14 protein-coding genes and 1 tRNA gene are annotated in these 14,214 nt (G+C 63.3%); 11 read left to right on the top strand and 4 right to left on the bottom strand.

What is annotated here, in order from left to right; all coding sequences use genetic code 11:
- Positions 1-1,488, bottom strand: a complete 1,488-nt coding sequence (locus OIT41_RS15550; RefSeq protein ID WP_264636754.1) for a PspC domain-containing protein — start codon at positions 1,486-1,488, stop codon at positions 1-3.
- Between the two features lie 125 nt (positions 1,489-1,613).
- On the opposite strand from OIT41_RS15550, the gene OIT41_RS15545 reads away from it, so the two are divergent.
- Both OIT41_RS15545 and OIT41_RS15540 read left to right on the top strand, forming a co-directional pair.
- Positions 1,614-2,972: an ATP-binding protein gene (locus tag OIT41_RS15545; RefSeq protein ID WP_241707083.1), complete on the top strand. Its 1,359-nt coding sequence runs from the start codon at positions 1,614-1,616 to the stop codon at positions 2,970-2,972.
- On the top strand, positions 2,969-3,640 hold the full coding sequence (locus OIT41_RS15540; RefSeq protein WP_241707084.1) for a LuxR C-terminal-related transcriptional regulator: 672 nt from the start codon (positions 2,969-2,971) through the stop codon (positions 3,638-3,640). Before OIT41_RS15545 ends, OIT41_RS15540 begins: the two co-directional genes overlap by 4 nt.
- 115 nt (positions 3,641-3,755) lie before the next feature.
- Here OIT41_RS15540 and OIT41_RS15535 read toward each other — a convergent pair whose 3' ends face one another.
- Complete coding sequence (locus OIT41_RS15535) at positions 3,756-4,985, bottom strand: pyridoxal phosphate-dependent aminotransferase (RefSeq protein WP_241707085.1); 1,230 nt, start codon at positions 4,983-4,985, stop codon at positions 3,756-3,758.
- Positions 4,986-5,361: 376 nt separating this feature from the next.
- On the opposite strand from OIT41_RS15535, the gene OIT41_RS15530 reads away from it, so the two are divergent.
- The 9 genes from OIT41_RS15530 (at position 5,362) to rplL (ending at position 11,963) form a co-directional block, all read left to right on the top strand.
- Positions 5,362-5,434, top strand: a tRNA-Trp gene (locus OIT41_RS15530).
- Between the two features lie 82 nt (positions 5,435-5,516).
- On the top strand, positions 5,517-5,798 hold the full coding sequence (secE, locus tag OIT41_RS15525; protein ID WP_059387348.1) for a preprotein translocase subunit SecE: 282 nt from the start codon (positions 5,517-5,519) through the stop codon (positions 5,796-5,798).
- Between the two features lie 114 nt (positions 5,799-5,912).
- Positions 5,913-6,749 carry a transcription termination/antitermination protein NusG gene (gene nusG / locus OIT41_RS15520; RefSeq protein WP_241707086.1) on the top strand — a complete coding sequence of 279 codons (837 nt, stop codon included), beginning with the start codon at positions 5,913-5,915 and terminating at the stop codon, positions 6,747-6,749.
- Positions 6,750-6,878: 129 nt separating this feature from the next.
- Entirely contained in the window at positions 6,879-7,307 is a 429-nt protein-coding gene (rplK, locus tag OIT41_RS15515) for a 50S ribosomal protein L11 (RefSeq protein WP_264636753.1), read from the top strand.
- Between the two features lie 268 nt (positions 7,308-7,575).
- The gene (gene rplA / locus OIT41_RS15510; RefSeq protein WP_028265118.1) at positions 7,576-8,283 is read left to right on the top strand and encodes a 50S ribosomal protein L1; all 708 of its coding nucleotides are present in this window, start codon (positions 7,576-7,578) and stop codon (positions 8,281-8,283) included.
- A 111-nt stretch (positions 8,284-8,394) separates the two neighbouring features.
- Positions 8,395-9,471 (top strand): GNAT family N-acetyltransferase, encoded by a 1,077-nt coding sequence (locus OIT41_RS15505; protein WP_264636752.1) that lies wholly within the window; start codon positions 8,395-8,397, stop codon positions 9,469-9,471.
- Positions 9,450-10,601, top strand: a complete 1,152-nt coding sequence (locus OIT41_RS15500) for a GNAT family N-acetyltransferase (protein WP_372489595.1) — start codon at positions 9,450-9,452, stop codon at positions 10,599-10,601. Before OIT41_RS15505 ends, OIT41_RS15500 begins: the two co-directional genes overlap by 22 nt.
- 302 nt (positions 10,602-10,903) lie before the next feature.
- Positions 10,904-11,509 carry a 50S ribosomal protein L10 gene (gene rplJ, locus OIT41_RS15495; RefSeq protein ID WP_264636751.1) on the top strand — a complete coding sequence of 202 codons (606 nt, stop codon included), beginning with the start codon at positions 10,904-10,906 and terminating at the stop codon, positions 11,507-11,509.
- Between the two features lie 76 nt (positions 11,510-11,585).
- The gene (gene rplL / locus OIT41_RS15490) at positions 11,586-11,963 is read left to right on the top strand and encodes a 50S ribosomal protein L7/L12 (RefSeq protein ID WP_059387353.1); all 378 of its coding nucleotides are present in this window, start codon (positions 11,586-11,588) and stop codon (positions 11,961-11,963) included.
- A gap of 139 nt (positions 11,964-12,102) precedes the next feature.
- Here the strand turns inward: rplL and OIT41_RS15485 are convergent, their stop codons facing one another.
- Both OIT41_RS15485 and OIT41_RS15480 read right to left on the bottom strand, forming a co-directional pair.
- Positions 12,103-12,570, bottom strand: a complete 468-nt coding sequence (locus tag OIT41_RS15485) for an aminoacyl-tRNA deacylase (protein WP_241707089.1) — start codon at positions 12,568-12,570, stop codon at positions 12,103-12,105.
- A gap of 52 nt (positions 12,571-12,622) precedes the next feature.
- Positions 12,623-13,834 (bottom strand): acetyl-CoA C-acetyltransferase, encoded by a 1,212-nt coding sequence (locus OIT41_RS15480; protein WP_241707090.1) that lies wholly within the window; start codon positions 13,832-13,834, stop codon positions 12,623-12,625.
- Positions 13,835-14,214 lie beyond the last annotated feature (380 nt).

Below are 14,214 nucleotides of genomic sequence, written 5' to 3'. Positions count from 1 at the left end.
TCAGTTTCCTTCCTGGACGGTGACGTTGCTGAACGTTCCGTTGAGTCTGACGACCAGCTTGGCGCCGGGCTTGTCCATGTTGAAGCTGTCCAGGGTGCCACCGTTGCTTTGGGCGACGGCACTACCGTCCTGCTTGAGGTTCGCAAAGGTCATGTCTGCCTGGACCTCCACCGGCACCGTTGCGGGGACGAGGAGTTTGATGTTGCTTGCGGTCACGTCCATGGGAACCACGACGTCGGAACTCAGCGGTGCGCTCAGGTTCAGTTTGGTCAGGTCGACGGTCCCGTTGGCCCCGGTGATGTCGAAGCCTTTGCGGGCATCGTCGATGCTCACAGGATTCCACTGCGCATTCTGCAGGCGGAAGTGGTCCGCGTTGGGGGCGATGTTGAAGATGCCTCCGATCACGAGCGTCGCGATGGCAAGGAAGCCGAGCAGCCCCGACGTGCGGCCACGAAGCCCGGCAACCAGGATGCCGAGGCCGAGGACTGCGGCGCCCGTGGCCCAGACCACTGCATTGGCGGCGTCGCCCAGGTGGATGACGTTGCCGGCGTCGAGCAGCTTGATTGTTCCGCCGCCCAGCAGGGCCGCGCCCGCTGAAACCGCTACGATCGCCGCGCCCGGTCCCTGCCGCCTCTGCCGCTCGGGACGCTCGGGGTGATGGGGTGCGCCGGCCGGTGGGTAGGGGCCCGTGGGATTGACGGGACCTGAAGGGGTCACGGGGCCGCCGGCCCCATAATTTCCGGCTCCGTAAGCCCCGGCGCTGTAAGTCCCAGGCCCGGAAGTCCCGGCGCTGTAGGGGCCCGCGCTGTACGGGCCGGCCGGATAGCCTGCCGAGGCCTGTGTGCTTGTGTCGCCAAAGGAACCTGGAGCGGCCGCATAGTGGTGTGGGCCCATGCTCTGCCTACCGCTGCGGGCTTTGCTCCGCTGGACCAGGAAATAGATCAGGTAGACGATGCCGCCTACCCAGAACAGCGTCCAGAGGATTCCGGGAACGCCGTTCCAGCCCCATCCCCAGAAGCCGCGACCGAGGCTTGGCAATCCGATGATGGTTGTGATGAGGGCGCCGGTCATGCCTGCGGACCAGCGGCCGGCCCCGGCTTCCTGTGCATGGATGCGGCCATCGGGTTCGGGCAGGAGCGCCCAGGCGATGCCGTAGAGCAGGATGCCGATGCCGGCGAAGAGGGTGAGGATGATGAAGATGCCGCGGACGATCAAGGGATCGATGCCGAAGCGGTGCGCGATGCCGCTCGTTACGCCGCCCACCCACCGGTCCCGGCCACGGCTGATGCCTTGGCTTCGGATCCAGGTGAAGAAGTTCTGCGGGGGAGCGGGCACAGCGTAGTCCGGAGCCGCGCCGCCGGTGTGGCCGGCGTTGGGCTGGGCCGGCTCCTCGGGCGAGCCCGCCCCGGCAGGGTGGCTGGATTCTGCAGTTTGTCCGGGCTCCGGTGCTTGTCCGGGGTCCTCGGGATTCATGCTGTTCGCGTTCATACTTCGATCTTGCCGCCCCGCGGCGCAGCCCTCTATTGGGGGATACCCTGAACGTTCCCTGAGTGGCCCCCTGAGATGCCCTGGCTTCGAGCGCCGAAGGCCCTGATACGTGTTTGGATGGATTCATGACAACCGCCATGCAACGCCCGCCGCTGGTCCGAAGCGGCGACCGGATGATTGCCGGCGTGTGCAGCGGCCTGGCGGACCACCTGGGCTGGCCCGTGAAGTACATCCGGCTCGGTATGGTCTTGGCCTCGTTCGCAGGCGGCGCGGGCGTGGTCTTCTACGCGTGGCTGTGGGTCATGGTGCCCACCGCCGACGAAAGCGCCCGCCGCAATAGCCGCCGGCCGGCGTCGCCCATTGCTCCCGCGGTGAGCATGCCTCCTTCGGTGGGCATGCCCCCCGATGTGGCAGCGCCCGACGCCGGAGCGCAGCCCCTGCCGCTGTACGCCCCGGCACCCGTCGTCGCCTCCTGGTTCAAGTTGAAGCGCATCCAGTACGGGAAGGAAATCCTCCTGGGAGCGGGCCTCCTCCTGGTGGCTGCCATCCTCATCGCCCGGCAGTTCGGCGTCGAAGTCCCGCTCGGCACGCTGATCCCCGCAGCGGCCATACTCGGCGGAGCGGCGATTGCCTGGATGCAGCTGGACGAGACGCGCCGGGCCGGACTGGTGGACAAGACCAAGGCCGACCAGGCCGGCGGCTGGGTCCGCCTCGCCGCAGGCCTGACCCTCGTGGTTGCCGGTGTATTGGTCATGGTGTCCGGTTCCGGCTCGTGGGAGCAGACTTGGCTCGCCCTGTTGGCTTCCATCGCCGTGTTGGGCGGCGTCGCCCTGGTGCTGCTGCCCTGGGGCTTGAAGTTCTGGAAAGACCTGGAAACTGAACGGGCGGCGCGGGTCCGCGAGACCGAGCGGGCCGAGATTGCCGCGCACTTGCACGACTCGGTACTGCAGACGCTCGCCTTGATCCAGCGCCGGGCCGGTTCCGAGCAGGACGTGGTCCGCCTCGCCCGTGCCCAGGAGCGTGAGCTGCGCACCTGGCTGTACCGGGACGCCGCCAAGGACTCGGGACTCCTGGCGGAGCGGATAGCCGCGGCCGCAGCCGAAGTGGAGGACGCCCACGGACACCCGGTCGACGTCGTCAGCGTGGGAGACGCGGCCATGACGGACCGGCACGAAGCACTCGTCCTGGCGGCCCGCGAGGCGATGCACAATGCCGCCAGGCATGGCGGCGGAGCCGTGTCCGTCTATCTCGAGAGTTCCGACTCGGGCAGCGAGGTCTTCGTCAGGGACCGCGGACCCGGCTTCGACCCGGATGCCGTCCCCGAAGACCGCCTCGGAGTCAAGGAATCAATCATCGGTCGGATGAAACGCCACGGCGGCACAGCGGTCATCGACAGCAGTTCCGAGGGCACGGAAGTCCGCCTGAAACTGCCTGTCGAGAACGCCGACAAAGCAGAAAACCGAAACGGAGACGCCAAAGCATGAATGCCTTATCAGAGCAAGTGGAGCGGAGCGTGCGCGTGGTGATCGTGGACGATCACGCCATCTTCCGGTCCGGGCTGAAGGCCGACCTCGATTCCAGGATCGACGTCGTGGGCGAAGCCGGAACTGTGGAGCAAGCCATCGCCGTGATTGCCGAGGTTCAGCCTGAAGTAGTGTTGCTTGACGTCCATTTGCCGGGCGGACTTGGCGGCGGCGGACGGGAAGTCATCAGCGGGTCCTCGGCGTTGCGCGGGAGCACGAGCTTCCTGGCCTTGAGCGTCTCGGATGCAGCCGAGGACGTCGTGGCCGTCATTCGGGCAGGTGCCCGTGGCTATGTCACCAAGACCATTTCCGGCCCCGAGATCTCCGACGCCGTGATCCGCGTGGCCGACGGCGACGCCGTCTTCTCGCCGCGGCTCGCAGGATTTGTCCTGGACGCGTTTGGAACGTCTCCTGCCGAGATCGCCGACGACGAACTCGACCGGCTCTCCTCGAGGGAACTGGAAGTCATGCGCCTCATCGCCCGGGGCTACAGCTACAAGGAGGTGGCCAGAGAGTTGTTCATTTCCATCAAGACCGTGGAAACCCATGTCTCGGCAGTGCTCCGCAAGCTCCAGCTCTCCAGCCGCCACGAACTGACCAAGTGGGCCGCCGAGCGCCGCCTCCTCTGACGCCCGCTCGCCTTTGGGGGTTTAAACCCAAACGCCCGCTCACCTCTGGGGTTTAAACCCAAACGCCCGCTCACCTCTGTCCCAAGGTGAGCGGGCGTTTGTGCAGGCGGGCTGGTTACCTGGCCTGGCCGAGGAATTCCTGGAGGCGTCGAACGCCTTCGGCGAGGTCGTCGTCGCCCAAGGCGTACGAGAGGCGCACAAAACCGGAGGGGCCGAAGGCCTCGCCCGGAACAACAGCGACCTCAACCTCGTCGAGGATCAGTGAGGCGAGCTCAGCGGACGTTGCCGGACGGACAGGACCGTTCGACGTCGGGAACTCCTTGCCCAGCAGCCCACGGACATCGGCGTACACGTAGAAGGCTCCGGCCGGCGTCGGGCATTCCACGCCCTCGATCGCGTTCAGTCCGGCGACAATCGCCTTGCGGCGGCGATCGAAGGCCACCTTCATTTCGTCGACGGCGGTCAGCGGACCGGAGACTGCCGCGAGGGCTGCGATCTGCATGATGTTGGAAACATTCGACGTCGCGTGGGACTGGAGGTTGGTGGCGGCCTTGATGACGTCGGCCGGGCCTATCATCCATCCAACGCGCCATCCCGTCATGGCGTAGGTCTTGGCGACACCATTGAGGATGACCACCTTGTCGCCGAGTTCGGGGGCGGCAGTGGCAATCGAGGTGAAGGGCACGCCGTCGTACGTCAGGTGCTCATAGATCTCGTCGGTGACCACCCAGAGGCCCTTGGCCGCAGCCCATTTTCCGATCTCGGCCACTTGTTCGGCGCTGTAGACAGCCCCGGTCGGGTTGGACGGCGAAACGAAAAGCAGGATCTTCGTCTTGTCGGTGACCGCGGCTTCGAGCTGCTCCACGGTGACCAAGTAACCCTGCTCGGGGCCGGCGAAGACCTCAACGGGAACGCCTCCGGCCAAGCGGATCGCCTCCGGGTAAGTGGTCCAGAAAGGCGTAGGAATGATTACTTCGTCGCCCGGATCGACAAGTGTGGCGAAGGTGTTGTAGACGGCCTGCTTGCCGCCATTGGTCACCATCACCTGGGAAGGGTCAACCTTGTAGCCCGAATCGCGGAACGTCTTGTCCGCGATAGCCTTCTTCAGCTCCGGCAGGCCGGCAGCGGGGGAGTACCGGTGGTACTTCGGCTGGGCGGCGGCCTCGACGGCAGCCTTGACAATGTAGTCGGGGGTCGGGAAGTCGGGCTCCCCGGCGCCAAAGCCGATCACGGGGCGACCCGCTGCCTTGAGCGCCTTGGCCTTGGCGTCAACGGCAAGGGTGGCGGATTCGGCGATGGCGGAAATTCGCTGTGAAATGCGGGCGGCAGGTATTCCGGCAGACATTTAAAGCACCGTTCTTCGCGGGCAGCTCATGAGCTGGATGGTGGGATTCGACGGAATCTACTTTATGCTGTTCTGCGGAGCTATCGGGCTAACGCCGGGAAAGTGACAGTGTGCGTTGATATGCTGTTCTGCGGAGCTATCGGGCTAACGCCGGGAAAGTGACAGTGTGCGTTGATCAAGCGAGCACTGATCAGCCGCAAGGCCTGAACGCTCCGGAAACGGCCCGGTTCGACTATCGCGACGTTGTTGCGTAGACTGGTTCACCGGTGTTGAAAAACATCACAATGGTTCGCGCCCCAGACTGGCTCCGGATTCCCGTGTTCTTCGGGATTCCTTGGCTTTGATGGAGTGTGGCCAAAATATGGATTCGTTCCATAGGGTAGTGGCGCAATTGGTAGCGCAGCGGTCTCCAAAACCGCAGGTTGCAGGTTCGAGTCCTGTCTGCCCTGCGCAAGCTGTTCCGGGGTTCTCCTTGGAACAAGCGCAGCAACCATGGCTCTGATCAGAGTCGGGTCAACGACGTTTGCATAGATGAGTGAGGATCAGGTGACCGAAACAGCTGCGAGCAGCTCGAAGGGCCGCCCTGCCAAGAAGTCCGATTCCGGCCTCTTCGCTCGAATTGCGCTTTTTGTCCGCCAGGTAATTGGTGAACTCAAGAAGGTAGTTGCCCCCACCCGCAAGGAACTGGTCAACTACACAGTCGTGGTGCTGGTGTTCGTGGCCATCATGATGCTTGTCGTCACCATCCTGGACCTGGCTTTCGGTACGGGAATCAAATGGGTTTTCGGCGCTACTGGCACCACGAACCACTAAGCGGATCGCTCCGCAAACCGCGTGGAATCCCCGGAAAATCAAGGGATTTCGCAGGGTTTGCGGAATTGAGCCATTTAAATAGGCATGTTAGGCAATGAGGAAGCAGGAGACCAAGTGTCTGAGCAGGAGCTCGAGGTAACTGAGACTGAGCTGGATGGGCCCGCTGAAAGCACGGCCCACGCCACGGCTGACGCTGTGGAAGGATCCGAGGTCGATTCTGCTGCGCCCGAAACTGCCGACGTCGACGACGCCGACCAAGATGAGTCCGAGGCCGACGAGTCTGCAGACGACGACGACTCCGATGCGTCCGACGCCGACGCCCTGGCCGCCGCTGCAGCCGTAGCGCCCGCGGACCCCGCTGAGGAGTTCAAGGCCAAGCTTCGCCGCCAGGAGGGTGACTGGTACGTCATCCACTCCTACGCCGGCTACGAAAACCGCGTCAAGGCCAACCTTGAGACCCGCATCCAGACCCTGGACATGGAAGATTACATCTTCGAGATCCAGGTGCCCATGGAAGAAGTCGTTGAGATCAAGAACGCCCAGCGCAAGATCATCAACCGCGTACGCATTCCGGGTTACGTCCTCGTTCGCATGGACCTGACTGACGCGTCCTGGGGCGCCGTCCGCCACACCCCCGGTGTCACCGGATTCGTGGGCAACGCACACAACCCGGTCCCGCTTCGCCTCGACGAGGTCTTTTCGATGCTGGCTCCGGTCTTCGAAGAGCAGCAGGCCGAAAAGGGCAAGCCGGTCAACAAGCAGCACCAGACGCCCGTCGACATCGACTTCGAAGTTGGCGAGTCCGTCATCGTCAAGGAAGGCCCGTTCGAGACCCTTCCCGCCACGATCTCGGAGATCAAGATGGATTCCCAGACGCTTGTGGTCCTGGTGTCGATCTTCGAACGCGAAACCCCGGTTACCCTCGCATTCAACCAGGTCACCAAGATCTAGTTGATCCAAGAATTTCGCCCCGCGGTTGCCCGCTTAGCAGCCACGGAGCGGCCGGCCGCCTTGCCATGGCGGCCATCAACCTGAGGCACGCTCCTGTGTCCTAGGAAGTTATTGAGAGAAGGACCTACATTGGCTCCCAAGAAGAAGGTCACCGGCCTCATCAAGCTGCAGATCCAGGCAGGTGCCGCCAACCCGGCCCCGCCGATCGGTCCTGCGCTTGGCCAGCACGGTGTCAACATCATGGAATTCTGCAAGGCGTACAACGCTGCAACGGAAGCCCAGCGCGGAAACGTTATCCCGGTTGAAATCACGGTCTACGAAGACCGTTCCTTCACCTTCATCACCAAGACCCCGCCGGCTGCAGAGCTCATCAAGAAGGCTGCAGGCGTTGCAAAGGGTTCGGCCACGCCGCACACCGTCAAGGTTGCCAAGCTGACCCAGGCACAGGTCAACGAGATCGCCACCACCAAGATAGAAGACCTCAACGCCACCAGCCTTGAGGGCGCTGCCAAGATCATTGCCGGCACCGCACGCTCCATGGGCATCACTGTCGAATAGTCGAGGAATGAACGGACGGTGAGGGCTGAGGAACGAAGCACTCGCCGGAAGTGAGTCCCGGAGACTTTCGACAATTAGATACCGTCGAGGGTTAATTCCCCTCACCGCTTCATGGCGTCTGTTCGGGAAACTGACGACGCCGGAGCGCACCGCCGGGAAACCGGCACCATTGAAACATTGAAAATGTTGGAGATCCACGCCGGATCCCCAACTGTGGCAGGGCCCAGCGCGGTCCGCAGACCACAACTGCACAAGGAGAATAAGCAGCATGGCAAAGCGCAGCAAAGCATATGAGGCAGCCGCAGCCAAGATCGAGGCAGACAAGTTCTACGCCCCGTTCGAGGCCATCAAGCTCGCCAAGGACACCAACCCGTCCAAGTTCGACGCCACCGTTGAGGTCGCTTTCCGTTTGGGCGTTGACCCGCGCAAGGCCGACCAGATGGTCCGCGGCACCGTCAACCTGCCGCACGGCACGGGTAAGACTGCCCGCGTCCTGGTTTTCGCAACGGGCGACAAGGCAGAAGCAGCAATCGCTGCAGGCGCCGACTTCGTTGGCTCCGATGACCTGATCGAAAAGATCGCAGCCGGCTGGACCGACTTCGACGCCGCAGTGGCAACCCCTGACCTCATGGGCAAGGTTGGCCGCCTCGGTAAGGTCCTCGGCCCGCGTAACCTCATGCCGAACCCGAAGACCGGCACCGTGACCGCAGACGTCACCAAGGCCGTCAACGACATCAAGGGTGGCAAGATCGACTTCCGCGTCGACAAGCACTCGAACCTGCACTTCATCATCGGCAAGGTTTCCTTCGACGAACTGAAGCTGGCCGAGAACTACGCAGCCGCCCTGGAAGAGGTGCTCCGCCTGAAGCCGTCCGCTTCCAAGGGCCGTTACATCCAGAAGGCTACGGTCGCCACCACGTTCGGCCCGGGCATCTCGGTTGACCCCAACGTCACCAAGGTCCTCACCGAGGCGTAAGCCACCGGGAGCATCGACTCTGAAAGGACCGTCCGGCATTCGCCGGGCGGTCCTTTCGTCGTATGCGACCGGCACCTATCGCTGGTGGCGGCCGCTCGTTAGGCTGAGGGCATGACAGGCCGGCTTCCGGATTTCAGCATCCATGAGCTCAACCTGCCGGACTCCCTGAATGGGCCGGACAGCAAGGAATTCCGGGAGCTCTCTTCCGTGATGGACGCCATGGTGCAGGAAACTTGGGGAAGCTTGGACAGGGCACTCTCTGCGCAAGTCCGGCTCGCGGGATGGCGCGATACCCCATACGAGGCGTCGAGGAATTTCTTCGGCCGGGTTGACGGACGCATCATCGGGCGCGCCTCCTGCTTCGTTCCACTCACGGATAACGTCCATGCCGCGTGGCTCCACGTAGATGTCCTGGATGCGTACCGCCGGCGTGGAATCGGAACCGCATTGCTCCGCACCGTCGAGGAGGTTGCGGAGGCCCGGGGGAGGCGCGTCCTTCAGGCGCACACCGAACACCCGATCGGCCCCGCAGGCGCAGCCGCGGCACCCGGGGGAGTACCCGAGGACGGGCCGGGAGCAGCCTTCTGCCTCAAGAATGGATATGCCTTGGAACAGGCCAGCAGATTCAGCACGCTGGACATGGACCATACCGCGGGGTGGACACGGCTGGAGCTTGCGGCGCATGCCAAAGCCGACCCCGATTACGCGGTCCTTGCCTGGACGAACCGTTGCCCCGGCGAATGCGTGGACCACTTGGCCGGGCTGATGGGCCGAATGAGCACGGATACGCCGGCGGGAGGCCTTGAGATCGAGGCAGAGGCCTGGGATGCTGACCGGGTCAGGCAACTCGAGGACACGACGCTTGCCGGGGGACGGGCTGCCCTTGTGGCCGCTGCGCAGCATCGGTGGACGGGGGAGCTCGTCGCGTACACCGTGATCTACTGTGATCCCGCGAAGCCGCGGGTGGCCGAACAAGACGACACTTTGGTGGCAAGGCCTCACCGCGGCCACGGACTGGGAATGCTCGTCAAACTGGCCAATCTGCGCAGGCTTCAAAAGGAATATCCGGAAGTCGAGCGCGTCATGACTTTTAACGCCGAGGAAAACGAACATATGCTGTCCATCAACGTACAGCTCGGCTTCAAACCGGCGGGATACGACGGCGAATGGCAAAAGAGGATCAAATGACGAGCACGGTGGAGATCGGCCAACTCTGGATCCCTGATTCCCTTGACGCCGATGACGCGAAGGACTTCCTTGCCGCCGTCGAAGTCAGCCGCCGGGTCCGCATGCAGATCTGGGGCACGGACGATCTCGCTTACACCCCGTTGGAAAAGCTGCTCGAACTCGGCGATCCTTACGAACGCCAGGTCATTCTCGTGGCCCGCGTTGACGGGCGCATTGTCGGCACCGTGGACATCGCGCTGCCGCTTGCCGACAACATGGACCTCGCCGAGTTCACCTTGGACATCCTCCCTGAATTCCAGCGCAGGGGCGTCGGACGGCAGCTTCTGGAAGCTGCCGAACATTTCGCCAGAAGCGAGGGCCGGACGATGATCATGGTGGACACCAACCACCCTGCCGAGTCCCTGCGCGGCGGTGCGGAGGGCCAGCTCGTGCCTGGCAGCGGCCTGGGCTTCGTTCCTTTGGCCAGCCGCGAGGTCGATTTTGCCCGGCGAACCGGCTACACCCTCCAGCACATCGAACAATTCAGTTCCTGCGCGCTCCCGCTTGATTCAAAGCTTGTTGCCGAACTCGAGGCCGAAGCCGAGGCCGCGAACGCCGGCCGTTACCGGGTCCACCACTGGACCGACCGTTGCCCTCAACAGTGGCTCGAAGCCGTGGCCGCGCTGGAGAACGCGGCCGGGGAAGTGGTGTCCGAAGGCAATGACGCTGCGGAAGCCGAGCAACAGCAGTTGGTGTTCGACGCCGGTGTGTTGCGCCAGGCGGAAGACGCCGCCGTCGCGCAGGGGCGCCGAACGGTGGTCACCGCCGTCGAGCACGTCGCCAGCGGGCGGATCGTCGGGCTGACCACCATCGGCGTGCTGGCACAACGCCAGGATGTCGTCTTCCAGGACGACACGATCGTCCTGCAGGAGCACCGGGGAAACAAGCTGGGACTCCTCATCAAGGTCGCCAATATGCAGCGCCTCAGCGAACAGTTCCCCGACGCCCGGGTGATCTACACCTGGAACGCTCCCGAAAACCGATACCTGCTGACCGTCAACAAGCAATTGGGGTTCACCACCGCCGGGGTCACCGGTCTGTGGCAGAAGGAACTGCCGAACATGGGCCCGAGGGTCACCTCGTCCGAGTGAACCGGCGCGATTTGGCGATGCACTTGCCCGTCCCGTAAGCTTGAACTACCAAAGACCGTCGGTTGATGGGAATCCACTCCTCCGCGCAGAGCTCAACTCTGTAGCTATGTGCGGAAGAACCAAGTGGTTTCCTAGACGAAGGACCCTGACAAAGGGCGGCCGGCGCAGGTGAACGAAGCAAATCTCCACGATCGTAGGATTGTGTCGAGCCAAGCCCCGTGCATCTGCGCGGGGCGTTTTTTAGTTGCAGCTCTTTTGAGCGGGGACCCGGAAGACCGGCTTTATTCCCCGGAAGGAGGGTTATGGCAACGCCAAGCAAGATCTCCGCAGTAGCTGAGATCACCAACGATTTCAAGGAATCGAACGCCGCTGTCCTGACCGAATACCGCGGGCTCTCTGTTGCACAGCTCAAGCAGCTGCGTGTTTCTCTCGGCCTGGACACCAAGTTCTCGGTCGTCAAGAACACCCTGACCGCCATTGCAGCCAAGGAAGCTGGTGTCGAAGCATTCGACGGTCAGCTCGCCGGCCCCACTGCAATCGCATTCATCAAGGGTGACGCGGTTGCTGCCGCCAAGAGCCTGACGGACTTTGCCAAGGCCAACAAGCAGCTGGTCATCAAGACCGGCTACTTCGAAGGCAAGGCACTGAACGCAGCAGAGGTTGCCGCACTGGCAGCCCTCGAGTCCCGTGAGCTGCAGCTCGCCAAGGTTGCAGGCATCCTCAAGGCACCTGCTGCCGCTGCTGCACGCATCATTGACGCTCTGCGCCTCAAGCTTGAAGAAGAGGGCGGCGCTGTAGCACCGGCCGCTGAAGAAGCACCGGCTGCCGAAGAGGCTCCCGCCGAGGCTGCTGCGGAAGAGGCTGCCGCTCCGGCTGAAGCCGCTGACGCAGCAACCGAAGAGAACTAAGTTCTCCCCCACTCAAACTGCGGTGCAGTAACGGACGACGTCCTTGGCTGCACCACCTAAAGGAAGGACGCCAAACATGGCGAAGCTCAGCAACGAAGAGCTCATTGAAGCTTTCAAGGAACTGACCATCATCGAGCTCTCCGAGTTCGTCAAGCTCTTCGAAGAGACCTTCGAAGTTACCGCTGCTGCTGTTGCAGTCGCCGGCCCTGCCGGTGGCGCTGCTGCTGAAGAGGCCGAAGAGAAGACTGAATTCGATGTCGTCCTCGAAGCTGCCGGTGACAAGAAGATCGCAGTGATCAAGGAAGTTCGCGCCATCACCTCCCTCGGCCTCAAGGAAGCCAAGGACCTGGTTGACGGTGCACCGAAGGCTGTTCTCGAAGGCGCCACCAAGGAAGCCGCTGAGAAGGCCAAGGAGCAGCTCGAAGCTGCCGGCGCCACGGTTACTGTCAAGTAACTCGGCTTTTCAGGAAGCCCCGTCCGGATTCGTCCGGACGGGGCTTCCTGCATTTCAAGAACAACGCGGGGTCACTTACGGCCCATAGGGGGCTGTCGGATGGGCCGTAAGTGACCCCGCCCTGCGTTTGTTGGAAGGCTCAGATCGGGTCGCTGATGTCGGCGACGACGGCCTCCAGCGCAGCGGCCAGTTCGTCGGCGTTGACGAACGCGCTGAATCCGTGTTCGCCTGCGCCCATGGAGATCCGGCGTCCCGTGATGCTGGCATCGGCATAAACCGGCCAAGGCGTCGTACTTCCCAGCGGCGTGATGGTGCCGCGCTCATAGCCGGTTGCCTCGAAGGCGACCTCGGCGGAGGGCATGGACAGCTTGTTGACGCCCAGGAGGGCGCGCAACTTGGGCCAGGAGATTTGCCGGTCACCCGGAACCAACGCGAAAAGGAACGTGCCATCCCGGTGCTTGACCACAAGCGACTTCACGATGTCCGCCGGTGTGATCCCCATGATGCGGGCCGCGTCCTCAAGGCTGCTTGCCGCCGCCCGCTCCACGAGGTGGACCCCAAGTCCGCGGTTGGCCGCGTCGGCGAGGAATCGCTCAGTGCCCCGCATTCATGCACCCTTTCCGTTCATGGCTCTTCCCGCTTCGGAACTCACCGAATAACTAGTCGCGGTAGAGAAGCAGGGCTTCGCCCTGGCCGCCGCCACCACAAAGTGCCACCGCCGCTTTGCCCGTGCCGCGGCGCTTCAACTCGTGGGCCGCATGAAGGGCAAGCCGCGCTCCTGAGGCCCCAATCGGGTGCCCGATCGCAATTGCACCGCCATGGATATTGCACTTCTCCAAGGGATAGTCCAGATCCTTCAAGGACTGCACCGCCACCGAACCGAAGGCTTCGTTGATCTCGATGAAGTCGAGGTCGGCCGTTGTCCACCCCGCCCGGTCCAGCGCATGCCGTATCGCGTTGGAAGGCTGCGAATGCAGGCTGTTGTCAGGTCCCGCTACTTGGCCGGGTTTCCCGACGACGGCAAGGTATTCCAGGCCGTTCTCCTCGGCGAAGCGCCGGCTCGTGAGCACGAGTGCGGAGGCGCCGTCGGACAGGGGAGAGGAGTTGCCCGCGGTGATGGTTCCGTCGGTCGCAAAGGCGCCCTTCAAAGGGGCGAGGGTCTCGAGCGTGGTCTGGGGACGGACGCCTTCGTCGCTTGTCAGCACCAAGGGTTCCCCCTTGCGCTGCTTGACGCTGATGGGCGTGATCTCGCCGTCGAACACTCCTTGCCCGGCAGCCGCGGCCGCACGCTGGTGCGAAGCGGCGGCCACTTCATCCTGGGACCGGCGGTCGATGCCGAGCGAGAGGTTCTTGATTTCGGTGGACAGGCCCATGGACTGGCCGTCGAACGCGTCCGTGAGGCCGTCATGGGCCGCGACGTCGAGTGCCTGGATCGCGCCGTAGCTCCACCCTTGCCTCGAACCGGGCAGCAGGTGGGGTGCGCGGCTCATCGATTCCTGGCCGCCGGCAACCACGACGGCGGCGTCGCCGCTGCGGATCATGCGAGCGGCATCGATCACGGCAGTGAGTCCGGAGAGGCATACCTTGTTGATGGTCACCGCCGGGATGTTCCAGCCGATTCCGGCGGCGATGGCGCTTTGCCGCGCCGGGTTCTGGCCGGCGCCGGCCTGCAGGACCTGCCCCATAATCACTGCGTCCACTTGGTCCGCAGTGAGTCCGCTTGCCGCAATGGCGCCTGAAATGGCGTGAGCACCGAGCTCGACGGCGGTGAACCCGGCCAGTTGCCCGTTCAACCGTCCCTGTGGGGTACGGCTGGCGGAAAGGATGACAACGTCGTTGTTGTTGTCCGCTGTTTCTGAGGGGGTGCTCATTTTCTCTCTTCCGATCAAGGGTGGTGAGCCTAGGTTACCGTGGGGTACATCACCTCTCCATTCAACGATGGAGCCCGGGACAACATTCCACCCACCCTGCCCGCATAGGTGCCTGCAGCAACGGTGCTTGCATTCAGGCGAGATGTGGGGTAGACAGGTGGGTTGATTTGCCGTATTGTGGATATTTGCGTCTTCCCTGTTAACCTTCAGCCTTCATATAGCGGTGGGCTTTACCTCTCAGCTGCGCCATCGACGTGCCGTTTAGAACGAGCATGGTCTTGGCCAGCGGGGGTCCCGGGTCATATAGCGGAACCGGAAAGGTACACTGCGGATTCAATCTGCAGGGTGCAAGCGGGGGAGATCTGAAAACGCCTGAAGGT

Origin of the sequence: Arthrobacter sp. YA7-1, from assembly GCF_025960325.1 — a bacterium.
In the GTDB taxonomy this organism is placed as follows: Bacteria; Actinomycetota; Actinomycetes; order Actinomycetales; family Micrococcaceae; genus Arthrobacter; species Arthrobacter bambusae_A.
Note: the sequence above shows the minus strand (reverse complement) of the source record. Positions and strands in the feature narration are given on the sequence as shown.